The sequence below is a fragment of the Gilliamella sp. B3783 genome, assembly GCF_026536125.1.
Taxonomy (GTDB): domain Bacteria; phylum Pseudomonadota; class Gammaproteobacteria; order Enterobacterales; family Orbaceae; genus Gilliamella.
On the sequence record NZ_JAFNOU010000006.1, the window covers coordinates 68,851 to 95,326 of the forward strand.

At 35.1% G+C, this 26,476-nt stretch carries 22 protein-coding genes; all 22 read right to left on the minus strand.

All coding sequences use genetic code 11. The features are described from left to right. The 22 genes from J3U59_RS07265 to ilvI all read right to left on the minus strand — a co-directional run bounded on the left by J3U59_RS07265 (position 1) and on the right by ilvI (position 26,333). On the minus strand, positions 1–1,095 hold the full coding sequence (locus J3U59_RS07265; protein ID WP_267332946.1) for an ATP-binding protein: 1,095 nt from the start codon (positions 1,093–1,095) through the stop codon (positions 1–3). Between the two features lie 164 nt (positions 1,096–1,259). Continuing rightward, a complete protein-coding gene (locus J3U59_RS07270) occupies positions 1,260–4,901 on the minus strand; it encodes a DUF4132 domain-containing protein (protein ID WP_267332947.1) in 3,642 nt (1,213 codons plus the stop codon). 353 nt (positions 4,902–5,254) lie between these two features. Then, the gene (locus J3U59_RS07275) at positions 5,255–5,410 is read right to left on the minus strand and encodes a hypothetical protein (protein WP_267332948.1); all 156 of its coding nucleotides are present in this window, start codon (positions 5,408–5,410) and stop codon (positions 5,255–5,257) included. An 18-nt stretch (positions 5,411–5,428) separates the two neighbouring features. Then, complete coding sequence (locus tag J3U59_RS07280) at positions 5,429–7,972, minus strand: DUF4132 domain-containing protein (protein WP_267332949.1); 2,544 nt, start codon at positions 7,970–7,972, stop codon at positions 5,429–5,431. Between the two features lie 116 nt (positions 7,973–8,088). Next, positions 8,089–9,111: a hypothetical protein gene (locus tag J3U59_RS07285; RefSeq protein ID WP_267332950.1), complete on the minus strand. Its 1,023-nt coding sequence runs from the start codon at positions 9,109–9,111 to the stop codon at positions 8,089–8,091. Further along, positions 9,108–9,953 (minus strand): deoxyribonuclease IV, encoded by an 846-nt coding sequence (nfo, locus tag J3U59_RS07290; protein WP_267332951.1) that lies wholly within the window; start codon positions 9,951–9,953, stop codon positions 9,108–9,110. The genes J3U59_RS07285 and nfo overlap by 4 nt, the downstream gene beginning before the upstream one ends. 20 nt (positions 9,954–9,973) lie before the next feature. Next, complete coding sequence (gene yejK / locus J3U59_RS07295; protein WP_267332952.1) at positions 9,974–10,978, minus strand: nucleoid-associated protein YejK; 1,005 nt, start codon at positions 10,976–10,978, stop codon at positions 9,974–9,976. Between the two features lie 741 nt (positions 10,979–11,719). Then, positions 11,720–11,845 (minus strand): sodium:proton antiporter, encoded by a 126-nt coding sequence (locus J3U59_RS07300; protein ID WP_323849487.1) that lies wholly within the window; start codon positions 11,843–11,845, stop codon positions 11,720–11,722. Beyond that, positions 11,846–12,820 carry a sugar-binding transcriptional regulator gene (locus tag J3U59_RS07305; protein ID WP_065633492.1) on the minus strand — a complete coding sequence of 325 codons (975 nt, stop codon included), beginning with the start codon at positions 12,818–12,820 and terminating at the stop codon, positions 11,846–11,848. Positions 12,821–12,842: 22 nt separating this feature from the next. Next, positions 12,843–13,622, minus strand: coding sequence for a triose-phosphate isomerase (locus J3U59_RS07310; RefSeq protein WP_267332953.1), 780 nt, complete (start codon positions 13,620–13,622; stop codon positions 12,843–12,845). Between the two features lie 214 nt (positions 13,623–13,836). Then, on the minus strand, positions 13,837–14,949 hold the full coding sequence (locus J3U59_RS07315; RefSeq protein WP_065633494.1) for a glycerol dehydrogenase: 1,113 nt from the start codon (positions 14,947–14,949) through the stop codon (positions 13,837–13,839). Between the two features lie 82 nt (positions 14,950–15,031). Then, positions 15,032–15,682: a dihydroxyacetone kinase subunit DhaL gene (dhaL, locus tag J3U59_RS07320; protein ID WP_267332954.1), complete on the minus strand. Its 651-nt coding sequence runs from the start codon at positions 15,680–15,682 to the stop codon at positions 15,032–15,034. An 18-nt stretch (positions 15,683–15,700) separates the two neighbouring features. Further along, a complete protein-coding gene (locus J3U59_RS07325; RefSeq protein WP_267332955.1) occupies positions 15,701–16,699 on the minus strand; it encodes a dihydroxyacetone kinase subunit DhaK in 999 nt (332 codons plus the stop codon). Between the two features lie 41 nt (positions 16,700–16,740). Then, positions 16,741–17,088 carry a Lin0368 family putative glycerol transporter subunit gene (locus J3U59_RS07330; RefSeq protein ID WP_416379554.1) on the minus strand — a complete coding sequence of 116 codons (348 nt, stop codon included), beginning with the start codon at positions 17,086–17,088 and terminating at the stop codon, positions 16,741–16,743. Between the two features lie 28 nt (positions 17,089–17,116). Beyond that, positions 17,117–17,590, minus strand: coding sequence for a Lin0368 family putative glycerol transporter subunit (locus J3U59_RS07335; RefSeq protein WP_065799081.1), 474 nt, complete (start codon positions 17,588–17,590; stop codon positions 17,117–17,119). Between the two features lie 15 nt (positions 17,591–17,605). Further along, on the minus strand, positions 17,606–17,989 hold the full coding sequence (gene dhaM / locus J3U59_RS07340) for a dihydroxyacetone kinase phosphoryl donor subunit DhaM (RefSeq protein ID WP_267332957.1): 384 nt from the start codon (positions 17,987–17,989) through the stop codon (positions 17,606–17,608). 581 nt (positions 17,990–18,570) lie between these two features. Next, the gene (locus tag J3U59_RS07345; RefSeq protein WP_267332958.1) at positions 18,571–19,479 is read right to left on the minus strand and encodes a lysine exporter LysO family protein; all 909 of its coding nucleotides are present in this window, start codon (positions 19,477–19,479) and stop codon (positions 18,571–18,573) included. A gap of 82 nt (positions 19,480–19,561) precedes the next feature. Next, positions 19,562–20,506 carry a VirK/YbjX family protein gene (locus tag J3U59_RS07350; protein WP_267332959.1) on the minus strand — a complete coding sequence of 315 codons (945 nt, stop codon included), beginning with the start codon at positions 20,504–20,506 and terminating at the stop codon, positions 19,562–19,564. A 226-nt stretch (positions 20,507–20,732) separates the two neighbouring features. Next, the gene (eno, locus tag J3U59_RS07355; protein ID WP_065633501.1) at positions 20,733–22,034 is read right to left on the minus strand and encodes a phosphopyruvate hydratase; all 1,302 of its coding nucleotides are present in this window, start codon (positions 22,032–22,034) and stop codon (positions 20,733–20,735) included. A gap of 46 nt (positions 22,035–22,080) precedes the next feature. Beyond that, positions 22,081–23,718 (minus strand): glutamine hydrolyzing CTP synthase, encoded by a 1,638-nt coding sequence (gene pyrG / locus J3U59_RS07360; protein WP_267332960.1) that lies wholly within the window; start codon positions 23,716–23,718, stop codon positions 22,081–22,083. A gap of 402 nt (positions 23,719–24,120) precedes the next feature. Next, positions 24,121–24,615 (minus strand): acetolactate synthase small subunit, encoded by a 495-nt coding sequence (gene ilvN, locus J3U59_RS07365; RefSeq protein WP_065633503.1) that lies wholly within the window; start codon positions 24,613–24,615, stop codon positions 24,121–24,123. Then, on the minus strand, positions 24,615–26,333 hold the full coding sequence (gene ilvI, locus J3U59_RS07370) for an acetolactate synthase 3 large subunit (protein WP_267332961.1): 1,719 nt from the start codon (positions 26,331–26,333) through the stop codon (positions 24,615–24,617). The genes ilvN and ilvI overlap by 1 nt, the downstream gene beginning before the upstream one ends. Positions 26,334–26,476 lie beyond the last annotated feature (143 nt).

Genomic DNA, 26,476 nt, shown 5'->3' on the forward strand with positions numbered 1-26,476 from the left:
TTATTTCCAGAACGTTTTTGATACTTGATAAAAACTGTGCCATGTCTCGGATTTTTTTGCGCGTTCACGCACAACATTATCCATATAAAATTGGATTCGTTTTATATCATCGGCATTATCTTTTAAAACCACACCTATAAGCTGTTTGGCGATTTGTCCTGCATTTAAGGTTCCATCGCTAAAATAATAAGCATCTAATGCTGAAGCATAGGCAATGTTTACCGCTTCGGCCGTTGACATCACGGCATCAGGTGTTTTTATATTTGCGCCATCTTGAGTTTGACCTTGCCTTAACTCTTGAAAAGCCGTAACAAGTAAGTCAATGACATCAACCGGAATAACTATTTGTGTTTTTAATTCACCTAATTCTTGTTCAAGTTGCCTTTGTATCAATTCAATCTCAAAATCTTTATTATTTATTGGATTAACAGTTTCAAAGTTAAAACGTCGCTTTAATGCAGCAGACATTTCATGCACACCACGATCTTGTAAATTAGCAGTGCCAATAATATTAAAACCGGGTTTAGCACTAATAATTGCATTTGCTCCCATTTCGGGGATCATCATCTGTTTTTCAGACATAATTGAAACAAGGATATCTTGAATTTCTGGTGGACAGCGAGTTATCTCTTCAAAACGAACAATTTTACCTTGTTTCATACCTTGATAAATTGGCGAACCAACTAATGCACGTTCGGTTGGTCCTTCGGCCAGCAATAAGGCATAATTCCAAGAATATCGGATATGATCTTCACTAGTACCAGCCGTACCTTGGATGGTCAAATTTGAATCACCACTGATGGCGGCTGCCAATAATTCTGATAACATAGATTTGGCTGTACCCGGTTGACCAACCAGCATTAATCCTTGTTTACCTAATAATGAAACAATAGATCGATCAACTAAAGGATCGTCACCAAAAAATTTACGGCTGATACCCAAACGATCGTTACCTAAAATAAATTGACGCACCGATTTAGGGGATAAAACCCAACCTTCAGGCTTATTATTTTCGCTATCGGCCTTGATCAGTTTTTCCAATTCTTTACTATAACGTTGTTCAGCACTTAACCTAATAACTTGTTGTTTTGCCATAATCCTTTATTCTCCCAATCTGAATCAAAACCAGCTGTTCTATCAGCTACTATTCTATAATCAGTATAGCTTTCGACCAGTAACAAACTGGTAATCATTGAGTATTTTGGTTCAGCCTTTTAAACATACATTGTGAGTATTTTGCTAGCTATATTTAGTCAATTTTACCAAATTAACTTATCTTGCCAATTTGGATCAAAACCGCTTGATGCATCTGCTACCGCCATATAATCGGCATAGCCTTCAGCAAGTAACACGGGCGGTAACTCATCAAGTGCAATTAATCTATCTTTAAACGTTGTATTTTTACTAAAGTACAGATTGAAAAGCGCTGCCGGTATATTTTCTTCAGGGACAAAGCTACCACTGAATTCAATATTAATATACAGTTTAAGGCTAGCAAAATATTTATAATAACTATCAAAATAACCCGCATCTTGTATATCATTACGTTTATAACCCAATTTAGTTAGGATTTTTCGTATGGTAAAACTATCGGTTAACCAACCATAATATTTATCAATCATGTCATCTTTAAAGTGACGAATATCCGGTAATGGATGATTGAATTGATCGAATAATTGAATAATTTTGTAATCTTTAAGATGAGTTTGCCAATGTGCTGTGATATCAGCGGTTAATAGCGCTGAATGCGCAACGGTAATATGATTATTTTCGTTCAAAACAATTTCGTCATCTTGATTATTGACCAAACTACCATCTTCAGTTGGTCTAAAGCTATTAACAATATTGCCGTTTTCATCGAGTTCCAACCATACTAAGCGTTGAATAAGTCGACCCACAATTGGATGCGGTTGTAGATAGGTTTGCCAATCATCAACTCGCCAGCGGCGCTGAGTGCACATCGCTTCATAAAAACGATTAATTTGCATATCCAGTAATTGAGTCAGTTCTTTTTTACTGTTACTAAATTGTTTTTTCGCATCTTTTACTAAAGCTGAATCTTCACTTTTACGTGCTTCCGGTAAGGCTTTAATTTCGTCACCATCGGCATTTTTTAAGTGCCATTTAAACTTATCATCTAACGTTGCGCTAAAGGTGCGTTCGCCATAATCGAGAGTTAACACACCACTTTCATCCAACCCAGCTGTTGATATAGTGCGATCGGCTAATTCGTCTAATGTCCAACCATTACGTTCAGCAATAGTTTCTACTAAGGAACGTGCTTTTTCTTGTATTGTTGCCATGCGATGACGTCGAGCTATTGAGAGCAACAATTGAGTAATCAGTGGATCATCACTTTGTGCAAGGGGTTCTAGCATCGCTTCAATTTGAGCACGCCGTTTTTGGTGATGTTTCATAAAATCAAGTAATAACGAAACAGCAATACGCCCTTCAATACCGGTAGTTAACGCTAATACACCCTTTGCTTTAATTGCAGAACCAAGGTAGGTAGCTAATGTCTCTTTTTTTATCTGTTCAAATACTTGTTCCAATGTAATATTGGCATAAGCAGGATATAAACTCGGGTATTGTTTATAATAACCTAAGTATTCTTGCAAGCGTTGATTAGCCATTAGGTTAGCTTGCGCTTCGGCTTCGTTAATGCTTGGCCTTAAAGTATCTTGCTTGATAAAACTACGTAAAATAAACTCAGCTAATTGTTGTTGGCTTGGTTTACTTAACAATTGACTATAAATCGTTAATAGTGGGTTTACGGGCTCTTTTAACTTAACCGCTAACCAAGCCCACCACTGGATAATTTGTGGTTCGACCGCCTCGCCGCTTTGCCAAGTAAGTGCAGGCATTAAGCTAATATCAAACCAGTCAAATTCATTAGGTTTTTTACCTTTTAGACCTTGTTTTGCTTCAGCTAATAATTTTTCAGTGGTTAGTTGTTGACTTATGTCTTCACCACATTTTTCTAAAGCAATCAATAGTGATGCTTGTATAATTTCGCGTTTTTCTTTTTTTAATGCATGATGTAATGCTTTAATTGACGATTTTTGTCCTAATAGTGCCAACCAATCTGCCGCTGCAATTCGCTCTTCTTGTTTGGGCGATAGTAAAGCTTGTTCAACTTGATCATGAATATTAGGAATGACTTTTAGAGTGTTTTGTGCTGCATGCCGTATTAGTTTGTTTTCTTTTAGTGCGAGTTCAAAAAGATAATTAACATATTTAGTCGGCAGACTAGGAAAAAGTTGTAATATTTTTATTGCACTAACTTTATCAAGTTTAATGTAGGACCAACATTTATTGCTTTCAGCAAAGCCTAAAACTTCATCAAGTAGAAATTCATGTTCAGCAAAAAATGGCCATAATTTATCTGGTTGATTTTCATAAAAAGGATGATAAGTCTCACTGGTTAAAAATGGTAAAGCAACAGCATAGAGCACATCTTGACAATAATCAATTTTCGCCATTACATCGGCGATTTGCCTAAGATCGAAATTTTTAACAACGTCATTTTTTATATATACCCTTTCAAAACAATAAGTACCACCATTTTGATCAATTAATCGCATTGCTCTAAATAAGTGATAAAGGGTGAATTCGGGTAAATTTTGTAGTCTATTTTTAGTCAGTAAAAAATGATAATCGACGTTTTTATTAATCCCTTGAAGTAACGTCGTGTATTGAATTTTACCATTTAAATAATGATAAATATCATCTAAATTTTTTTCAGTTAGTGTGTCATATGATTCATTATGTTTTAGTTTGTGATAGTCTTGATAATTTTGCCGTAAAATGTCTTGTGCCATCGATGGTAAATCGATATCGATAATGGGTTCAAAACTAGGAATAACTAAATTTGTTTGTTGTTTTGCATTATTAGCAGTTTCAAGTCGTAGCAAAGCGCTTTCAATGGAGCCAATAACGGTTTTATTGGTTTCACTTGCTAATGCTTGTTGTAATATTGCAGAATCTGATGATATTCTTGCCAGTAATTGAGCGGCATTACTACGTTGTTTAACCGAGCCCGACGTTAAAAAGTGTTGTAGTTTTGGTTGCACATCTTCAACAGGAAAACCCATTAGCATATCTGTCGCTAATTGACTGACTTGTTTGGCAGTATGTAAGGCTTGCTGAGTAATAAACTCAATCAGTGGTAGCTGAAGTTCAGAATGCTTTTTTATATACTTTAATTGTTCTACCTGCCCCAAAACAGCAATATCCTGATCGGGTAGCTGGCTAAATAATTTAAGATGATTTTTAATATAAGATAATAATCCATCGATGTTGTAAAAATACTGAAAGTCACTTAGGTCATTGCTCGTCATATTTTGCCGATCAAATATCGCCAATAATAACTTTTCACCCAATCCAGTTTGTTCCATTTCGAGTAGTTGGTGTAATTGTTCAATTGACCAACTTTTTCGTTGTTCAATGTCTTCTTCATTTTTACAAAAAGAGGGCATTGTGCTAATCAAACCATCATATAAAAGATATAAAAACCATGCCGGCAACTGTTGGTTAATTAATTTAACTAAATGCAAATGGTAACAAATTGCGCTCAAAACACATCCAAAACGCCTTATTTGTTCAAGTGTATAGTCATCAGTCCAACGTTGATAAAAATCTATTCTGGCTTTTTTAGGTGGTTTTGGTTTATCGTAAAAGCTTGTTCCATAAAAATCACAGGGTTTATATAGTAATTCAAAGAGTTTATAAGCGTTATCGCTAGTTTGACATAATTGTTCTAAATCACTTAAAACGTTAGCTTCATCCCCCTGTAAAACATATTGAGTAATACGCTCTGGCAAACTTTTATCGAGTGTGTTTAGTGGTTCGAATATTGTTGCAATTAATTGTTGAGCAGATTGAGCATGTGTTTCTTTCATATTCCTTGGTTCTCCTATACAGGATATTTTTTATTAATCATTTATATTAATTAAGTAGCCATCTTCCGCCGGTCTAAAGCTAGTTATAATTTCATTGTTTTTAATGATTTCTAACTAAACCAAGCGTGTAATCAGTCGTTTTCTTATTAATTATAATTATCCATCCATTGTTCATAAAATCCGATCCTTGCATTAGGCGACGCGCTATCACTATTGTAATAATAACAATAATTGATACCGAGCCAAGAACAGGAATAAGACATAAAATCCATTATGTCATCAATGCTATAATGGCAATCTTGCGTTAATTTATTTATTCAAAATTGCGTAATTATCTCCTAGCATAACATATCTTAAAATGTTTTCAGGGATTGTTTGATTGCGTTTTCATAAAGATTCAAAATAGTTAATATTGGCTGTTCAGACGGCGTATCAATCTCTTTTTTACTGACCTGCGATTGAAAACGGCTAAACAGTGAGGCAATTTTACCTTTTACTTTATTAAACATTCCCTATTCTTAATATCTTTATTTTGTTTTCGCTACTAAACAATAATCGGCATAACTTTCAGCTAATATAATTTGCGGAACGCGATCAAGCGGAATCGTTTTTTCAATTGTTCCTATTTGCTGAGTAAAATACAAATCATAAAGTTTTACAGTCTCATCACTATTTGTTGTTGTACGATAAAATTGGCTGACCATAATACGTGCTCGAATACCTAAGCTTGAATATAATTTAGCGAATCCATCAATACAATCCCAGTCAGTAATGCTATGATAGCCTTTCGAGTATAATATGTTTTTTAAAGTATTTAACTTGATAACCTTGCCATAATAATCATTTAGTTTATTGTCAATCACTTGACTCAAATCAGGTAAATGATTAGCAAATTGAGTAAATAGAGGCGTAACTTTGTAATCCTTAAGATGATTTAACCATTCTTCTACTTGATCATCTGACAAATAGACGCTATGCGCTAACTTAATATAATGCTCAGGATTTAAAGTGACTTCATCATCATTTATGTTAATCAAGCAACCATCTTCTGTCGGCCTAAAACTGTTAATGACTGTGTTGTTATTATCGACTTCAAGCCAGATCAACGATTCAATCATTCTATTCATGATAGGATGTTGGTATAAATTGGCAAACCAATCTTGGTAAGACCACACTTGCCCAATAGACATCATGTCATATAACCGCTTTGTTTGATTGTTGATAACTTGTTTTAACTCTGTTTTACTACTGGTTAGTAATTTTTTATATGCTTTGATTTGTTCAACATTTTCGCTATTTGTTGCTTCTGGTAACGATTTGAGTATTTTACCCGCTTCATTTTTTATCACTAATTGTAAACAGTGATCGAGCTGTGCTGTGAATTTACGATCTCCATAATCAAAATCTAATACACCTCGCTCGTTTAAATTAGCTGTTGGAACCATTCTTTCAATGAGTTGTTCAAGGCTGCATGCTTGCGCTTGCGCAAATTCTTCAAGTATTTTTTTGGCATTTTTACGAACAATATTTGAACTATAACGAAGCGAAGTAGAATAAACTAGTTGAGTAATTACCGCATGATTAATCGTGACAATCGCCTCAAATACCGCTGATATTTCACTACGTTTTGAGGAATGAAATTTCAAATAAGGACGCACAATATCAGCAATTTGATAAGGTTCACTATATTTACACAAAGCCAACATGCCTTTGGTATTTAATGCAGATCTGACATAACGTGAGTGCTTATCGGATGTTCGTTCTGTATCTTGTATAATGAACATTTGCACCACAAAATACCCAAGTTTTTGTTGGCTTTTTACATCTAATAATTTTAAATAGAAATCAAACAAGCCATTATCAGTGGTTTGTTTTAATTTTACCGCTAAGATGATCCACCAATAAATAATTTCAACAGCAACTTTCTGACCATTTTGCCACATTAATTCTGGTAGCATATAAGGTTCAAGCCAATCAAGACTGGCTGGTTTTTTGGTTTTCAATCCTTTTTTTGCTTCATTTAGCAGATAATCAGGCGGTAAATAATAAGAGATATCTTCACCCAACTGACTTAATGCGCTGAGAATAGATGCAATTACCGCTTCTTTTTTCTCTATTGATAAAGCACGCTTTAGTGATTTGATCGACGAATCCCCCCCTAATTTCGCTAACCAATCACTCGCAACTATTCGTATATCTTGTTTTGTTGATAATAATGCTTTTTCAACTTCTAGATGGATATTAGGAATTTTGTTTAAAATAAGCTGTGACTGTAAACGAAAGCGACGACCAGCGCCTAGAGCCCACTCCTGTAATAGTGGAATATACGGCTTAGGTAACTGCGGAAAAAGGGAAAGAATCGCTAAAGCATTTGCTGTTTTATAACATTCTAAATTAGTTTCACCGAATAGTCCCAATGCCTGATCAATATAATGCAAATTTTCGGCAAAAAATGGCCAAATAAGATGTTCTTGATTTAGTATATATTTTTCTAAAAAAGGTAAGGAAAAATAAAATAAAAAAGCACCGGCAATCTTATCTTTTATTGTCGTGCTACCAGTAATACTTTGTAACACATCAGCTAATAATCGCAGATCAACTCGACAATATAATTCTTGTTCCAATAATGATGAGAGATCTTTGTTGACATATTTAGGCTTTTCTAAATAATAAGCTCGTAATACATGCCATAAATTACACTCAGGTAGTTGTTGCAAACTATCTTGGTATAAGGCGAGTGACAATTCATATTTATCAAATATATCTAATTCATTATTATCCAAATCTAAATTGTTTTTTGGTACCAAACCATTTAAATAAGCAAAAACATTATCAAGATCGTTCGAGGTTATTGATTTCAATATGTCATAACGCTGCTGTTGGTTTGAAAGACTAACATTGCAAGTTTTGTTAACTGCTTGTTCATCCTCAACCTTTATTTTTATTATTGCCAATTGCCTATCAATATTTTGTTGTAAGGTTTGTCGAAAATTATCTGGCAGCAGGCGTTGAGGAATGGATTGATATGGCGTTATATCGCGACCTTTAGCTTGTAATGTAGATTGACTCAAAGTATTTCCTTATTTCACTTATTTCATATTATTATAATATCTTGAGGATTATTTAACTCCTCACCCAAAATTTAAATACAACTTATATGACTTTTTAAACAAAATTAAACCTAATATTATTCAAGACAATAGTATTTTGGCGCAAAAAACTGATGCTTTAGATTAATAAATTGAAAAAGAGGTGCGCAGCCATAAATAAAATCAAAAATAACAGGGGGTTCATTTTTTAAAAGTTTACCTGTCCATTGTTCTATTGGTTCATTTTTATCTGCTAAATTATTCAATGGTTTAAAACCACCACCTTCACTATAACAAAGACTAACATTGGTTATCATATTCGAATCCGAATCTAAAATAATCAAATGCTCTAAAACCGTATCAGGATCGGATGGCTTTTGATAGTCTTGTAGATAAAATTGTAAACCATTTACTTCGGACAAATAGCTATCCCCTTTTACTAAGTCATCTGTCGGCCAATGACATCCAATAGAGGCAATTTCAATATTTTTATCAAGTACTGGGAAATCGTCTTTGCTAATTTTTTTCCACGATAATGGCGTTAATTGTTCTTGAGCGAATGGATTCTCTTTACCAAAAGACACCAGATAATCTGAATGGTGATCAAATAGTTTTTCATCTAATTTAAAACCATATATATAATCGTTCTGCTTAAAAGGAGCTTTATAATAAGTCGTATCCACCACAGCAAAAGCATTTAACTGACTAATCGGCAATGATGTTAAGTCATTATGTTTATAATCGTATATAAAAACCTTATCGTCTTGAGATAAACCCGCCAACTCAAAAAATTTAGCACGGTATGAATCTGTCAGTAAATATTGTTCATTTTGGTAACTCTCTTTTTCATCTCCAGGAATTAAAATAATAGCTTGTTGATTATTCTCATCATATAAATGCACATCATCAGATAATGAAACAAAAGTAGATTCAGGTTCATTTTCAATATTATAAACAGTAAATGGGCTATACATGCGAATATCCGACCGATATTGAGACTGAATTGTTGTTTTATCCCATTCTATTAACTTGTTTTCGCCAAGCATTGCCGCATAGCTATAAGGATTAAGGGATGATAAAATCAATCCCCAAAATAAACCCTGTAATAAAAATTTTTTCATGCTGATATCTGTTCTTTTAGCCAAGCAATTTCTTGAGCCCAAATATCAGAATCAATGGTTTCTAAAATTAAAGGGATTTCATCTATTCTTGGATCTTGCATGATATATTTAAAAGCGGTTTTGCCAATGTTACCTTTACCTAAGCTGTCGTGGCGATCGACATGGCTAGCAAGTTCGCTTTTGGCATCATTTAAGTGCATACCACGTAGATAATTAAACCCAACAATTTTTTCAAATTCAGCAAAGGTTTCTTGGCAGGCTTTTTCAGTGCGTAAGTCGTAACCGGCAGCAAAAGCATGACAAGTATCAATGCATACACCTACCCGGCTTTTATCATCAACTTGATCGATTATTTGTGCTAAATGTTCAAATTTATAACCTAAATTAGAACCTTGTCCAGCTGTGTTTTCAATAACGGCGACCACATCTTTGGTTTTATCTAAAGTCATATTAATCGACTCAGCTATACGCTTGAGGCATTCATCAACTGAGATTTGTTTTAAATGACTACCCGGATGAAAATTTAACAGTGTTAAACCTAACTGTTCACAGCGCTGCATTTCGTCTAGAAAAGCAGTGCGCGATTTTTCAAGTTGTTCAGAATCGGGATGACCTAAATTAATTAGGTAGCTATCATGCGGTAGGATTTGTTTACTCGTGAAGCCATATTTTTCACAACGCTTTTTAAAGCTATCAATTATCGATGACTCTAATGGTTTTGCATGCCATTGTCGTTGATTTTTAGTAAATAAGGCAAAGGCAGTTGCACCAATTTGATAGGCATTAATCGGTGCGTTGTCAACACCGCCCGAAGCACTCACATGTGCACCAATGTATTTCATACTGTTATTCATCCTAATAGTTAATTTGAGCCACTGTTACGTTGCAGTTGATCGCGTAAATTAGGTGGAATACCTTTAATCACCAAAGAATCAGTTTGTGGATCCCATTTTATGCGTTCGCCTAATAGATCGGAATCAAAGCTAAGGGTTAATCCCCCCCCACTGCCTGAAAATTTCTTTAATTGACGTAATGCGCTACGATCAACTGGAAAGGTGTCTTCTAAATCATAATCACTGTTTTTAACAAATTGCATAAAGTTGTTATCGTCACTGACTGGTAATTCACTGGCTAGGTTTTTGAGATCTATCTCTTCACCTGCTTGCAATTGACCTTGACAGTAATTATAAACATTTTCACGCGCGGCGTTTTTGTCTTGTTTATCAAATTGCATCTCTTGGCAATAATCATCAACCGCTTTGACTAACGTTTTATTTTGCGCTTTAGCATCTAATCCTTCACTAGCGCCTAAATAATCCATAAAAAAGTCCGATACTTTACGCCCTACTCGACCTTTTAAAAAAGTCAAATAGCGTTTTGAATCAGCTTGAGTTTCCCATTCTGTTATATCAATTCGCGCAATAATGTCGGCATGATCGATATCTAAATATTGGGTTTCGGAAATATCCAAATCTTCATTCACAAGCATGCTTGAACAGCTATTTAACACGGCAATAATTAGATATTCCACCGCTAAATAGCGATAATGACAAAATACGACTGTTCCCCCTTCGGCAAACGGATATTTGGCAAGTTCATTACGTAATTGTTTAGTTGATTCTTGACTAAAGTGGAGAAAATCTTGATTACCTAAACGTAATTCTTCAAGAGATTGTTCAAACAAACTTTCACTATTAAAAAGTCCATAAGCTTTGCTTTTGTTATTATAGATACGATTGATATCTTCAATTAAATTTACCACAGCTTGCTGATTGCTTAACATTGAATCACGAAGCTGTAATTCGATTTCAGTGTCACTTTTTCTAATTAATTTATGTAATATAACTTTTTCTATTTGCACACTCATTTTAAATTCCTATTGGGATAATAGCGTTTATTTGCAACTATTTTATCAAAGCGTTCAAAAAGTGCTATCTGCAATTATAAACAACAACAATAAACTAAGCTTATATCTATTTGAATATTCGATTCTTTCTGCCATTCACGCTTTCGTATAAATATTGCCAATCACATGGTTTATTTTTACTATAGCTTTCTGGTAAAACCTAGCTTTTATAGCTAATAATGACAATTCGGTATAATGATAACATCCACGATTAAAAGTGAAATGACGTTAGTTACAGAAAATTGTAAGAATAACAAAAAACAATTAATCGAAAAGTGGAACAAACCAATTCTTTGTTATGGCTTTTTTCTATTTTTGCATTAAATGATCTGAATTTTTTGTAAATAGTTAATCTGAAAAATAGACTGTTATTAATTTTGTTTTATTACTTCTATAAATAAAAGTATAAGATGCATCCCCACCATCAATTTTTGCGGTATTTCAAATTGATGTTTTCCAATCTATATTTGACTTCAATATTAAGATCATCATAAATATCGGTAAAATTTTGTGCTATTTTTTAGTTTTTCGAAATACGCTAAAAGCCCCAAAAACAATATTTTTATACATAATCACCGTTGTTTTCTTAAACTTGTTAGCAAAATTAATCATTTTTAAAATGGGGAGGCGGAACATTTATCTTCAATTAATCAATAATATTAACCGGGCAAAGCATCTGCTTAACAGCCCAAAAAATCAACTCTAAAAAAAACCAATAAATAACGGCGGATCACCTGATGGTGTTAATTCCCCGCCAATGTTAACAACGAGAAAGATGAAAAAGATAATAAGAAGATAAAAGCGCCAATATGTGATTAATACAGCTATCTACTTAGCTGTATTTTGCTGCAAACTCAGCACTGTTCTTGCATTCGATGCACTGGTAGCAATAATATCAATTACCCCTGATCTCAACGCACCTAAAATAGCGGTTGATTTGGTGTTTTCCGAGGCAATAGCGATTACGCAGGGAATATTACGTAACTCTTCAATACTTAAACCAATGACCCGATCATTCATTACGGTATCGACTGGGTTGCCATTAATATCGAAAAAACCATAACCTGCAATATCCCCAATCACCCCTTGATTTAATGTCGCATAGGTGATCTCTTGTGGGGTAAACCAACCTAATTGCACCATATAACAATTTTCGTTCATATCCCCTAAGCCAACTAAAGCAATATCAGCTTTAGATGCGCGTTCTAACGTATCTTTTATGACACGATTTTGCATAAAAGCGTGTTTAAGCTCGCGGTTTTCGACATATGCTGGTGCATAAAGTGTTTCACTGCTGGCATTAAATTTTCTAGCTAGGCTTCGGCTAATATGATCAGCATCAATAATTTCACCAACTCGTTGCGTTCCACCAATACCACAAATAAATTTACATTGTTTTTCGGGAAACACCCCAACATGACTGGCAATAGCGGCAACATTTCGACCTTGCCCTACCGCAACAGTCATACCATTTTTTAAATTACTTGATAAATAGTTAGAAACAAGAGCCGCAACTTGCCGTCGCTGTTCGTCTTCATCTTGATGATCTAAGGCTATCAGTGCACGCTTAATACCAAAATGGTTAACAAATTGTTGTTCAATCCGTGAACTAAATATTGGATGATATTTGACATTGATTTCAACAATCCCTTCAGCTCTAGCTTTTTTTAACAAGCGACCGACTTTAATACGCGAAATACCAAATCGCTGTGCTATCTCTTCTTGAGTTTGTTCATACTCATAATAGGCAACAGCTATCTCGGTGAGTAGTTCTGCTTCTTGTTTATCGTCAAATCTATCCATTAGTTCGCCTTGTTTCTCAATATTATCGTTGCTGATTTATAGCGGATAATATATTACAAAAACCTGTCGCTTGCCATGCACTGCGACCAATAAATAGACCATCAATATTGGACTGAGCAATTAATTGGGTCGAATTTTCAAGATTGACACTACCACCATAGAGTAAAATCATGTTATTTGCCACTTCTGAACCATAGAGATCAGAGAGCGCTAAACGTAAATTATGATGAATAAATTCAGCCTCTTGAGGTGTTGCCGGTACGCCTTTTTCACCAATTGCCCATATCGGCTCATATGCAATCATAACCTGACTAACTTGATTATGATCAATTCCCGACAGCGCAATCTTCATCTGCTTTACAACAGTTTCACTCGAGACTCCCCAAGATTTTTCTTGAGCGCTGTCCCCAACACAAACTAATGGTGTTAATTGGTGTTTGAGTGCAGCATGAACTTTTTTATTTACTGTCATATCGGTTTCACCAAAAAATTCACGGCGCTCAGAATGCCCTAATTCAACTATTTTAGCACCGGTATCTTTTACCATAATTGGAGATATTTCACCGGTAAAAGCACCCGATTCTTCAAAATGCATATTTTGGACACCGGTTAAGCAATTTATGTTGTGTTGATATAAGTATTCCGCCACATCTCGGACACACGTAAAAGGAGGAATGACAAACGGTTGGATATGACTTTTTAAATCTTCGGGATAGTAGGTTTTTAGTTGTTCACAAAATAACAATGCTTCGGCTAAGGTTTTATTCATTTTCCAGCTGGTGCCTATGAATATTTTTTTCATAATTTGTCCTTTTATTAATGTGATTTTTTATCGCTTTTTTTAATAGGCTTCCAATAGTAAAAATGGGTTGAAGAATAGTTATTGACTAACCTGACTATTCTTCCCCATTTTTTTATCATTTATCTTGTTTTAGCAACACTCTCATTATTACGGCAAAAAGTAACTTATTTAAGCAATAACGATTGTTGACCTAAAAGCACGTGTTGTTTTGGTGTTAGGCGATACCTAAACGTTTTTTATAACTCTTCACATAATAATCTGTTGCTTTGATAGCTTGTATCACATCATCAGCCGTCACCGCAAAAGGCAGACTATGGATAGTTTCAACAGGAGCAATGGCTTTTTCGCCAATTAATTGAAACTCTTCTTCTGTAATTTTATCTAAATGCACTTGCTCTAACGTGATGGGTAAATCCAACTTAATATATAAATCGATATACCTTTCAAGCTCAGCAATTGGTCGACCTTCTAGCACTAGTTGAGCGATTGTGCCATATGCCACTTTTTCACCATGCGTTAGATGATGCACATCACCTGATACGGCAGTAAAACCATTATGAATAGCATGAGCTGCACCTAAACCACCATTTTCAAAACCAAGGCCACTTAGTAAGGTATTCGCTTCAACAATAGCTTCTAATGCAGGAGTAACAAGTTTTTTTTCATTTGATTCAACAGCAAGTAATGCATACTCAAATATGGTTTTTTCACACTCTCTGGCAATTGCTTCACCAGCAATTGTTGCAATACCACCAGCATCCGTTTTATGGCAACTACGAATGGAGGTTCTGGCTTCAACCCAAGTTGCCAGCCCATCAGCTATACCTGATTTTAACGATCTAACCGGTGCATTTGCAATCACTCGAGTGTCAACTAATACCAAATCTGGATTTTTATAATGGTGCCATAAAAAGTCAAAAACACCATCTTCAGTATAAACGACTGAAACTTTAGCCGTTGGTGCATCGGTTGATGCAGTTGTTGGTACACAAACTTTAGGTATATTATATTTGGCGGCAAGTGCTTTAGCCGTATCAAGTGTTTTACCACCTCCTACACCAATAATTGCATCAAATTTTTTTGATTTAAACTCATCAAGTAATCGGTTAATTTCTACCATTGAACATTCGCCGTTAAAAATGGCTTTAGTAATCGATAGTTCGGCTTTTTCGAGTGAATCGGCGAGTTGATTGGCAGCAATATTCCAAATATTCTTATCTGCTAGGATTAAAAAATTGGTCCCAAAGGGTTTGATGTATGCTTCTGCACGAGTCAGCAAATCTTTACCTTGTACATATCTATTAGGACTAACAAAAACCTTATCCATATTAAAATCCTCTTATAAACACATTTACTAACTAATTAATTATTATTAATTCAATTAAAATAATTAATTTACTTCTGGAGAATTACTTCTCGAGTTTTAATTGCTGTAAAAATTCATTCATAATCATCCAAGCTGATTCAGATCCCGCATCCTTGTGCCCTATCGCTCGTTCACCTAATCGCATGGATCGCCCTTTTTTAGCAACCAATGGAATAGTTAAATCGGAACCTTTTTTCATTTCATCAACGCAAATTTCTAACGTTTTTACAGGGTCATCACCCTCTTTATAATTGTTTAAAACATTTAGCCCCGGAATCAGTGCATCTATCATTGTTTTATCATTAAGTTCGGCTTTTCCTCGCATTTGTACAGCTTCAACACCATCTTGATACATTTGACAGAACTCTTTGAATGTTACTGCTTGTTTTCCAGTTGTATGGTTTGCCATTTTCATAAAAAAACTACCATATAAAGGCCCTGATGCTCCGCCGACTTTGCTCAATAAAATCATTCCTACTTTCTTCATTAATTCAGCAATATCTGCTGTTGAGTCAGACAAGAGTGGCAGTTGCTTTTCTACTTCACGAAAACCTATGGTCAAATTAATACCATGATCACCATCGCCAATGTCAGAATCTAATTTACTGAGGTGGTCACGGTTTTTTTCGGCCATATCGGCTATTTTTTTAAATGTTTCGATAAAATAAGATTTATTTAGCATCAGGGCACTCATTTTTCCTCTCCTTGGTAGTTAATAAGCAATTTTAAAATAAGGCGCATCACATGGATGGTCTAATAGCTGTTTTAGTTCATCATCTAACTTGATAACAGAGATAGACATCCCTACCATATCCATTGAAGTCACATAATTGCCCACCAGTGGTTTATAGATTTTAATGCCCTTTTGTGCTAATAAAAGATGTGCTTTTCGGTAGCAGATATATTGGTCCATCAATGCCAAACCACCTAATCCATTAATCAGTAATTGCACTTCATCACCGGCTTTTATTTTGGAGTCTTGTAAAAGATGATCGATTAATTGGCTCACAACGACATCGGCCTTTTCTAGCTTAGTCCTTTCAATACCGGGTTCACCATGAATGCCCATGCCAACTTCCATGTCACCTTCTTGCATATCAAAAATGACTTCGCCGGTAACCGGTAATGTACAAGATGATAGTGCAACACCCATTGAATAAGTATTGGCATTAGCTTTTTCAGTTAAAGCTTTAACTTTATCTAAGTCATAACCTTTGGCGGCAGCACTGGCAGCGACTTTGAACACAAATACATCACCCGCCACACCACGGCGATCACTAATGTTTTTTGAAGAATAGATATCATCAGTCACTGTCACCGTTTCAACACGGATACCTTCATCGGCAGCTAATTCAGCTCCCATATCAAAGTTCATAACATCGCCAGCGTAGTTACCATAAACAAATAGGCATCCTTTACCAGAATCAACCGCTTTTACTGCTTCATAACAATATTCAGGAGATGGTGAAGTGTTCACATTACCGACTGCTGCCGCATCCGCAAAATCTTTGCCAACATAACCTAAAAATGCGGGTTCATGTCCTGAACCGCCGCCAATAATTATTCTCACTCTTGGCTCTGTACTGATTTTTTTACTTACGATTACGCGATTACACGCTTTTTTTAATTCGACATATTCACTATGCGCTAAGCAGTAACCTTCTAGCATCTCTTCTACGACATCATAGCCATCATTAATTAATCTTCTCATTACATCACCTCGGTCTATCCTTTACATGTTTTACTTGTTACTTAACTCACTAAAAAAAGTGATAATACATACCCACCAACAATACCTGCACATACTGCTGCAACAATATTTTTAACTGATTTACGTTTGTTTCCACCGGTTAAAGCTGAGGCTACCCAAATCCCAACACCAGCGGCTAACCCTTGATCGACCCATACTGAACCACTTTGCGTAATCATTGGCGTTGCTATTCCATGATTAATACACCAGACTGTTCCAACAATAAATGCTGCCGCCATCCAACCACCAATTGGTCCCCAATTGTCAACCATACGGCCCCATGCCATGCGTATAACAAAAGGGAAGATAAAACCACCGATTATTGTTGCAATAGCCAATTTAATTGACATCATCATTTGCTCCCTATATTTCAGCTAATTATTTCTTTTTTTGAAAAACTTTAATTTGTTTGCTACGCAAGATCTTTTCTTTTGCTTCTTTCAACTTTTCAAAATCAGAACGTCTTAAACCAGGTTCTCTTGGATTCTCATTAATAAATTCTGTTTTCTTCGCCATATCTTTTTCAATGAAAGCAGCAGTAATTCCCCCTAAAGTAGCGCCGACAATCACAAGCAATATGGTAGGTAAAGAAGAGACAAATGCATGCCCACCTTGAATAAAGGTATCGCGCATAATGCCACATACTGCAATAGCAAGTCCCATATCAACAAAAGCAGCATCATCTTCATTGCCAGTCAGATTGATATAATGATTCATATACCACATTGGACCAATAATGATTACCGCCGCCAAAAAACCACCGAAAATGCCGTAAGTACCTAATTGTGACCAAACTGACATTACAATCATTCCAGCGATACAATAACCCACAAAGCTTCGAAAAAATTTCATCCTAACGCTCACTTTTTAAATATTTTGTAGTTCAGCTAAAATACCTTCAACATCTTCATCAACCATGGCTTGTATTGACGCAACAAATGCACCTTCAACAAGGGGAGCATCAACTAACGTCACCTTACTTCTTAAGGCTTCATCTTCGATAAGGTCAATAGCGGTTTCTGTGCTTAAAATGGCACTACCTATATCAGCAAATATCAGTATGTTTTTGTGATCTTTTGATTGTTCGATGATGTTATAAATCGCAACTGAATCTGTTCCCAATCGTCCATCCTCTGTTCCGCCTGCTGAATAAATTTTTACATCACCGGTTGAATCGACCATCTCTTCGATCATTTCTTTTAATCCATCAGTAATTTTTTTACTGTGAGAGACTAAAATAATACTAATCATGCTTACCTCTTGAACATATGTCTCGTTAACAATCTTTTGTTCAATTATATCGAATAAAATTAAGGCGGAAATTGTTTTATAATAAATTTGTGATTCAGATCTAACTTTTAGATAGTGATAATTTTGACAGCAAAATAAAATAGAATAATTAGCTATATTAGTGTGATATATAAAAAACAATACCGTTAACAGATTGATAGTTGATGTCAAAAATATGATCAACGTTATTTTGTCAAAATGAGCATAAGTTTACATGCAAAACAAAAGATTCAGGTATTGATTAGCAAAAAAGATAAAAAGCATCACTCTATGCAATATTTTACAGTTGTATGGGTAACCTAGCTTAATTCGCTGCGCTTGATAGTTTAAAAACAAAATAAATAAATTGCTTTTAAAACTGAGTAATGAAATGAATAAGTTGATGTTGATGCTTAGAAGAATTTAAAAACTATTTAATATTTAGACAAATGACCCGCTAATTTAATTCAGCTTTTTACTCATTGATCCAACTCAATTAGTCAAAAAAGTTTTTAAATGAGCCTGACTGATTAATGAGTTAAATACAACTAATGCTTTTACCATTAAAATCCACCATAATTAAAAAGTGTCATTAAAATTGGCATTAATAAAGTCAATACAAACCCTTGTACAATGGCTGGTGGCACAATAGTGATGCCGGCGCCTTTTTGTAACATTGGTAAAGTAAAGTCCATCGAAGTTGCACCACACAAACCTAACGCAGTAAGTTTATAGCGTCTTATTAAGGTTGGAATAAGAATTATTGCACACAATTCACGCAAAATATCATTTAAAAAGGTTGCACTACCAATGATTGGGCCATGCGCTTCTGTCATCAAAACTAAGGACAAAGAATACCAGCCAAATCCCGATGACATAGCAAGCCCAACACGAGTTGGAAAATCCAAAATGAAAGCAGCTAATATTCCACCTAAAAAAGTGCTTATGACCACGACTAAAGATGTCGTCAAACCAATTTTATTTAACAAAATCTGTTTAAACGAGATATTGTTACTACGTAGCTGGATACCAATGAGCAATAGAAGTAAAACTAACACTATTTGAATAATGCTGCCAGTATATTGCCAAAAAAACAAAGGTAAAAAGCCGGCAATAAAACCGAGTATCAAGGCAATAAATACTTTTAAAGATTCAAAAATCAATTTAAAACGAGATTGAAAGGACGAGCCGGTGTTAGCTGTTTTCCAAGGCAAAAATAGATCAAATAAGATTAATGCCAAAAAATTGCCACCAAAAGTACAGACAAAAACAACAGCGGTATAGAGCAAAATATGCTGTAAATTTGTGATTAAATTGTCTAACTGAGCTAATTCAGCCCCCATGATAAAAAGAATAAAATAGACCATATAGCCAAGTATCTGATTAATTTTGGCTAGCCATTTTTGATCTTTAATTTTAATCAAATAACCTAAACACAATGGGACAAATGCAATCAAAATACCATAATACATTTTTATTCCTTTCCATGTTCATCTTCATATAGTATTGTTATAAAAATTAGAGGTAAAACTCTGCTCTAATATATCCTCATTATCAACGTAATGAGGATAAACTTTCCTCAATGCTAACTTTAAGCTGATCTAATAATGCATAACGATTACGATATTCCGAGCGTTTTTTACTCGCTATTTCGTCAATCGATTTTCGATTAATTTCGGTCGGTAATATAAATAAGTTTCTGGAATCTGGTTTACCGTCAATTGTTAACCAAAAATCATCGTAATCCGATAAAATTCTTTCTTGTCGGCTATTATATCGCCAGTTATTGTACACATGTGTGTTATTGCCAACAGCAATCACCTGTTCTAAATTAAAATATTTAGCAATAATTAATGCCGCTTCTACCGCGACGCGTTTTGGAAAAAGTCCATAGCACTGTTTTGTTGCTTTTTGTACGCGTGTTCGTGCTTCATGATGCCCTGTTCCTTGTAAACCAGCAATAAATAGCGTAGATTTGTTTTGATATTCGACAAGGGTGAAGGTTAAAGTTGCTAAATCAATACCGTCATTATCATAAAAATAGAGACTCAATTCACCTTCACGCGCATATTTATTTCGCGCTTGAATAGCTATTTGTATGTTTGTTTCGTTTTTAGCGTCGATATTAGCCAAAATATAAGGCGATTCTGGGTTATAAAAAGCCTTAGACATATTGCCAGATTGCTTTGATAAAAAATCATAATGATAAACTAAAGCAGCTAAACGCTCTTTTTGTGTCAAACATGATGATAAATACGGCCGTTGTAATTTACAAGGTAAATTGGTTTGGCAGGAAAGGTAATAACCAAGTAAAGGATATTGTCTTAATTTATCAAGCAATTTGAGTGTAATTGGACTTAAAAAAAGTGTGCGAAAAAAGAACTTATATCGATAAGTTGGTTTAAGCCAAAGTTCATTAAGTGGAAGTTTGCCTACACAAAGCCAGTGAAAAAGTTGCCACTTACTTTTAGGCTGGGGCATATTTGTAATATTATTCATAATCAGAAAAAACTAAACTCGGTTAATTTAAAAAAATATAAAATGACTCAAGTATTACTTAATATGCAATATTAAAGATAAGTCATAAAATCAAGGCAATAAGGGTACAACACAATATAAGTCAGTGCAACTATCCTTATATAAGGTTATATTAAATAAAATGAAAATAAAAAACGGTGAATTTATCACCGTTTTTAAATAACGATTAATTTTTGTTAAAAATTAATTATTGACCTTTAACTTCTTTTAAACCGTTAAATGGTGCTTTAGAACCTAACGCTTCTTCAATACGCATTAATTGGTTGTATTTAGCAATACGGTCAGAACGGCTCATAGAACCAGTTTTGATTTGACCTGCTGCTAAGCCAACGGCTAAATCAGCAATGGTTGAATCTTCTGTTTCACCACTACGGTGAGAAATCACAGCGGTATAGCCAGCATCTTTAGCCATTTTAACTGCTGCAATTGATTCAGTTAATGTACCGATTTGGTTAACTTTAACTAGGATTGAGTTAGCAATGCCTTTTTCAATACCTTGTTTGAAGATTTTGGTATTAGTAACAAAAAGATCATCACCCACTAATTGGATTTTGTGACCTAATTCTTTAGTTAAGTATGCCCAACCTTCCCAATCGCTTTCATCTAAGCCATCTTCGATAGAAACAATTGGATATTGTTCACTTAAACTTTCTAAATAACGAGTAAATTCTTGAGCAGTAAACTCTTTATTACCTTCGCCTTTTAATACATATTTACCGGTTTCTTTGTTATAGAATTCAGATGCAGCACAGTCCATCGCAAGAGTAATGTCTTTACCTAATACATAACCTGCTTTTTCTACTGCTTCTTTAATACATTCTAATGCTTCAGCATTTGAATCTAGGTTAGGTGCAAAACCACCTTCGTCACCAACTGCAGTATTCATACCTTTAGCGTGTAAAACTTTAGCTAAATTGTGGAATACTTCAGAACCAATACGAATTGCTTCACGTACTGTTTTTGCACCAACTGGTTGAATCATGAATTCTTGTAAGTCGATGTTATTATCAGCGTGTTCACCACCGTTGATGATGTTCATCATTGGTAATGGCATAGAGTATTGACCTGGAGTACCATTTAAATCAGCGATGTGTTGATAAAGAGGTACACCTTTAGCTGCTGCTGCTGCTTTAGCATTTGCTAAAGATACGGCTAAAATTGAATTAGCACCTAAGTTAGATTTGAAATCAGTACCATCTAAATCAATCATGATTTGGTCGATAGCTGCTTGATCTAAAGCATCTTTTCCTAAAACAGCTTTAGCAATAGGTCCATTAACATTTTCAACAGCTTTTAATACGCCTTTACCTAAAAAGCGTGACTTGTCACCATCGCGAAGTTCTAGTGCTTCACGTGAACCAGTTGACGCACCAGATGGAACAATTGCTAGACCAACAAAACCACCCTCTAAGTGCACTTCGGCTTCAACTGTTGGGTTACCACGAGAGTCGATCACTTCACGACCATGTACTTTAACGATTTTTGCCATGTTTTTTTCCTCTATATGACAGATATATAACTAATGTAAAAATAAACTATTTTTGCTGCTGATCTTGATACTCTTTAGCAGCTTTCACAAAACTACTGAACAATGGATGTCCATCTCGTGGTGTTGAAGTAAATTCCGGATGGAATTGACATGCGACAAACCAAGGGTGTTCTGGAATCTCAATAATTTCAACTAATTTCTTATCAGTTGATAGTCCAGTGATCTTCAATCCAGCTTTCACAATTTCCGGTAATAAATTGTTGTTTACTTCATAACGATGACGATGACGTTCAGTGATCGACTCTTTTTTATACATATCAAATACTTTAGAATTTGTATCTAAATGGCAAATTTGCGAACCTAATCGCATAGTACCACCTAAATCGCTATTCTCATTACGTTGAACCACATTACCAGATTCATCACTCCATTCTGTGATCAACGCGATAACTGGGTTAGCGCAATCTTTAACAAACTCTGTAGAGTTGGCATCTTTAATACCAGCCTTATTACGAGCATACTCAATTAAAGCAACTTGTAAACCAAGGCAAATACCTAAATAAGGAATTTTATTTTCACGCGCATAACGAGCTGCCATGATTTTTCCTTCAACACCTCGATAACCAAAGCCACCAGGAATCAAAATCGCATCTAAACCTTGTAATAATTCCGTACCACGAGATTCAAGATCTTCAGAATCAATATATCGAATATGAACAGTTAAACGATTTTTTAATCCGCCATGTTTTAATGCTTCGTTTACCGATTTATAAGCATCAGGTAGAGCAATATATTTTCCAACCATACCAATGGTAACTTCACCTATTGGGTTGGCTTCTTCATAAATTACCTGTTCCCATTCAGACAGATCAGCTTCTTTACATTCAAGGTGGAAGCGATTGCAAACAAATGTATCTAAATTCTGAGATTTTAACAGTGCAGGAATTTTATAAATAGAATCAACATCTTTTAATGAAATAACTGCGCGCTCAGGTACATTACAAAATAGTGCAATTTTAGCACGTTCATTAGCAGGAATAATGCGATCTGAACGACAAATTAATACATCAGGTTGAATACCAATTGATAGCAGCTCTTTCACTGAATGTTGTGTCGGTTTGGTTTTTACTTCCCCTGCCGAAGCTAAATAAGGTACTAACGTTAAATGCATAAATAACGTATGTTCACGACCAACATCAACGGCTAATTGACGAATTGCTTCTAAAAATGGAAGTGATTCAATGTCACCCACTGTGCCGCCAACTTCAACAATAGCAACATCAAAACCTTTTGCACCTTCAATCACGCGTGATTTAATTTCGTTAGTGATATGAGGAATAACTTGAACAGTTGCCCCTAAGTAATCACCACGTCGCTCTTTACGTAGTACATCGGAATAAATTCGCCCAGTAGTAAAGTTATTTTTGCGTGTCATTTTAGTGCGAATAAAACGCTCATAATGACCCAAATCAAGATCAGTTTCTGCCCCATCTTCGGTAACAAAAACTTCACCATGTTGAATAGGACTCATTGTGCCCGGATCAACATTAATATAGGGATCGAGTTTGAGCATGGTGACTTTTAAATTGCGGGCTTCTAAAATTGCAGCAAGAGACGCTGCGGCAATGCCTTTACCCAAAGAAGAAACGACACCGCCTGTAACAAAAATATAATTCGTAACCATTAATACCAGACCATTATTAATTTATTAGAATAATATTGTGCGTTTTTAAACCATAAAAACCAACACAATATACGAAGAATCAGACGGGAAGATAGTATAACAGAATCAAGTATAGGTCTCAATTGAATAATTACGTTTAGCTGTTGTTTAGGCTGAATGATTTGATTAATCAGTATTTTTAATAGTAACTTGATTGTTGATGTAACTTCAATATTACTACCGTTTAGAACATATCTTAGTTTAGTGAAAACCTTAAGATCAAAGACAATTAAAACAAAGTTAGATGTGCGAGTTTAAGCATGATTTATTGATGTAACATGTCATAATATTTGAAAAATTAACTAAAAATAGCACTTAACAAGGCACTTAAGGTACCTTGTTATAAGCAAACTAAATACATAACTATTTGACTGTTTTTTCACTACGCGACAAACCAATAATCCCTGATCGGACTGTTTCCACAATATTACATGTTTCTCTAATTGATAATAAGAACGAATCAAGCTTTTCACTGGTGCCCGATAACTGAACAATATAATGCGTTGCAGTCACATCAACAATTGATCCTCGAAAGATATCGGCACATCGCTTCACTTCGTCACGTGCATCTGAATCTTTAGCGGCAACTTTAACTAACATAATTTCACGCTCAACATGAGGGCCTTCGGTTAAATCATTAACACGGTATACATTAATTAGTTTATGAAGTTGCTTTTGAATTTGTTCAAGTACATGCTCATCGCCTGAGGTTTGAATGGTCATACGATGCATGGTTGGATCTTCGGTTTGCGCCGTTGTGATGGTTTCGATATTAAAACCACGTTGTGAAAATAGACCAATTATTCGAGACAATGCGCCAGGTTCATTTTCAGTTAAAATAGATAATATATAACGCATTAGGTTCTCTCCGTTTTACTTAACCACATTTCACTCATTGAACCACCTCGAACTTGCATTGGATAAACATGTTCTGTAGCATCGGTCATCACATCTACAAAAACAAGTCGATCTTTAATTGATAACGCTTGTTTAAGTTTGGATTCAAGCTCTTCACGCTTATTAATACTTATGCCAACATGACCATAAGCTTCAGCAATTTTAGCAAAATCAGGTAATGACTCCATATAAGACGAGGAATGTCGCCCTGCATAAATCATGTCTTGCCACTGTTTAACCATACCTAAAAAACGATTATTAAGATTCAAAATCAAAATAGGTAAACCATATTGTAATGCTGTTGATAGTTCTTGAATATTCATTTGAATACTACCATCACCGGTTACACAAACAACTCGATTTTTTGGGAAGGCCAATTTAACACCTAGTGCGGCAGGTAAGCCAAAGCCCATGGTACCAAGTCCACCTGAAGTAATAAAGTGTCTTGGTTTATCAAACGGATAATAAAGCGCTGTAAACATTTGATGTTGACCTACATCGGTAGTGATATAAGCATCGCCTTTAGTTAATTTATATAATACTTCAATTGCTTCTTGCGGTTTAATACTGTTACCTTCATGACTATAAGCAAGGCAATGTCGAGCTCGCCAATGATCGATCTGTTTCCACCAATCAACCAAGGCATCTAAGTCACGCTCTATGTTTAGTTCATCAATTTGATCTAACATAGTTTCTACAACAACTTTAGCATCACCAACAACAGGAATACTTGCCATGATGGTTTTAGATATTGATGTCGGATCGATATCGACATGAATTATTTTGGCTTTAGGACAATATTTTTCAACATTATTAGTTGTTCTATCATCAAAACGTGCGCCGATAGCCAAAATAACATCCGCATTATGCATTGACATATTGGCTTCATACACACCGTGCATACCTATCATGCCTAAATAGTGTTTATTTGTTCCAGGGAAAGCACTAATGCCCATCAGCGTTGAAGCAACAGGCAGATTCAATTTTTCAGCAAACAGTTTGATCGCCTCACTTGCATTAGCAGATATCACACCACCACCAATAAAAAGAACCGGTTTTTTAGCAGTAAAAAGTGTCGTTAGCGCTTTTTTTATTTGTCCTTTATGTCCTTGTATTGTTGGATTATAAGAACGCATCGATACTGATTTTGGATAATGATAATTATATTTATTAGCAGGATTGACAATATCTTTTGGTAAATCAATGACAACAGGACCAGGGCGACCAGTTGACGCAATATAAAATGCTTTTTTGATAATTTCTGGAATATCTTGAGTATCTTTGATTAAAAAACTATGTTTAACAATCGGTCTTGAAATACCGACCATATCGCACTCTTGGAATGCATCATTGCCAATTAAATTACTTGCTACTTGTCCAGATAATATAACCAGTGGCACAGAATCCATATACGCAGTGGCAATACCGGTAATAGTGTTAGTCGCGCCTGGCCCCGATGTAACTAACACAACACCAACATCACCCGTAGCTCGAGCGTAACCATCAGCCATGTGCACAGCTGCTTGCTCATGACGGACTAATATATGTTCAATACCACCAAGTGTATGAATTGCGTCATAAATATCAAGAACACTACCACCAGGATAACCAAATATCTGTTTTACTCCTTGATCAATCAATGACTGAATGACCATTTCTGCACCTGACAATTTTGCCATGCTTATTGCCTCCAATATAACTTTTTTGTCATCTATTGATTTATTGTGCATTAACTTATATATAAAATCAATTAAGTCAATAATATAACTTTTAACTAAATCACAATAAAAAAATAATGGTGTAAATTTGCAAAATCAAAATA

Excerpts from the sequence above, each read along its gene's own strand:
- J3U59_RS07265 (WP_267332946.1), bottom strand. The coding sequence starts at position 1,095 with ATGGCAAAACAACAAGTTATTAGGTTAAGTGCTGAACAACGTTATAGT.
- J3U59_RS07270 (WP_267332947.1), bottom strand. The coding sequence starts at position 4,901 with ATGAAAGAAACACATGCTCAATCTGCTCAACAATTAATTGCAACAATA.
- J3U59_RS07275 (WP_267332948.1), bottom strand. The coding sequence starts at position 5,410 with ATGTTTAATAAAGTAAAAGGTAAAATTGCCTCACTGTTTAGCCGTTTT.
- J3U59_RS07285 (WP_267332950.1), bottom strand. The coding sequence starts at position 9,111 with ATGAAAAAATTTTTATTACAGGGTTTATTTTGGGGATTGATTTTATCA.
- nfo (WP_267332951.1), bottom strand. The coding sequence starts at position 9,953 with ATGAAATACATTGGTGCACATGTGAGTGCTTCGGGCGGTGTTGACAAC.
- yejK (WP_267332952.1), bottom strand. The coding sequence starts at position 10,978 with ATGAGTGTGCAAATAGAAAAAGTTATATTACATAAATTAATTAGAAAA.
- J3U59_RS07305 (WP_065633492.1), bottom strand. The coding sequence starts at position 12,820 with ATGGATAGATTTGACGATAAACAAGAAGCAGAACTACTCACCGAGATA.
- J3U59_RS07310 (WP_267332953.1), bottom strand. The coding sequence starts at position 13,622 with ATGAAAAAAATATTCATAGGCACCAGCTGGAAAATGAATAAAACCTTA.
- J3U59_RS07315 (WP_065633494.1), bottom strand. The coding sequence starts at position 14,949 with ATGGATAAGGTTTTTGTTAGTCCTAATAGATATGTACAAGGTAAAGAT.
- dhaL (WP_267332954.1), bottom strand. The coding sequence starts at position 15,682 with ATGAGTGCCCTGATGCTAAATAAATCTTATTTTATCGAAACATTTAAA.
- J3U59_RS07325 (WP_267332955.1), bottom strand. The coding sequence starts at position 16,699 with ATGAGAAGATTAATTAATGATGGCTATGATGTCGTAGAAGAGATGCTA.
- J3U59_RS07330 (WP_416379554.1), bottom strand. The coding sequence starts at position 17,088 with ATGTCAATTAAATTGGCTATTGCAACAATAATCGGTGGTTTTATCTTC.
- J3U59_RS07335 (WP_065799081.1), bottom strand. The coding sequence starts at position 17,590 with ATGAAATTTTTTCGAAGCTTTGTGGGTTATTGTATCGCTGGAATGATT.
- dhaM (WP_267332957.1), bottom strand. The coding sequence starts at position 17,989 with ATGATTAGTATTATTTTAGTCTCTCACAGTAAAAAAATTACTGATGGA.
- J3U59_RS07345 (WP_267332958.1), bottom strand. The coding sequence starts at position 19,479 with ATGTATTATGGTATTTTGATTGCATTTGTCCCATTGTGTTTAGGTTAT.
- J3U59_RS07350 (WP_267332959.1), bottom strand. The coding sequence starts at position 20,506 with ATGAATAATATTACAAATATGCCCCAGCCTAAAAGTAAGTGGCAACTT.
- eno (WP_065633501.1), bottom strand. The coding sequence starts at position 22,034 with ATGGCAAAAATCGTTAAAGTACATGGTCGTGAAGTGATCGACTCTCGT.
- pyrG (WP_267332960.1), bottom strand. The coding sequence starts at position 23,718 with ATGGTTACGAATTATATTTTTGTTACAGGCGGTGTCGTTTCTTCTTTG.
- ilvN (WP_065633503.1), bottom strand. The coding sequence starts at position 24,615 with ATGCGTTATATATTATCTATTTTAACTGAAAATGAACCTGGCGCATTG.
- ilvI (WP_267332961.1), bottom strand. The coding sequence starts at position 26,333 with ATGGCAAAATTGTCAGGTGCAGAAATGGTCATTCAGTCATTGATTGAT.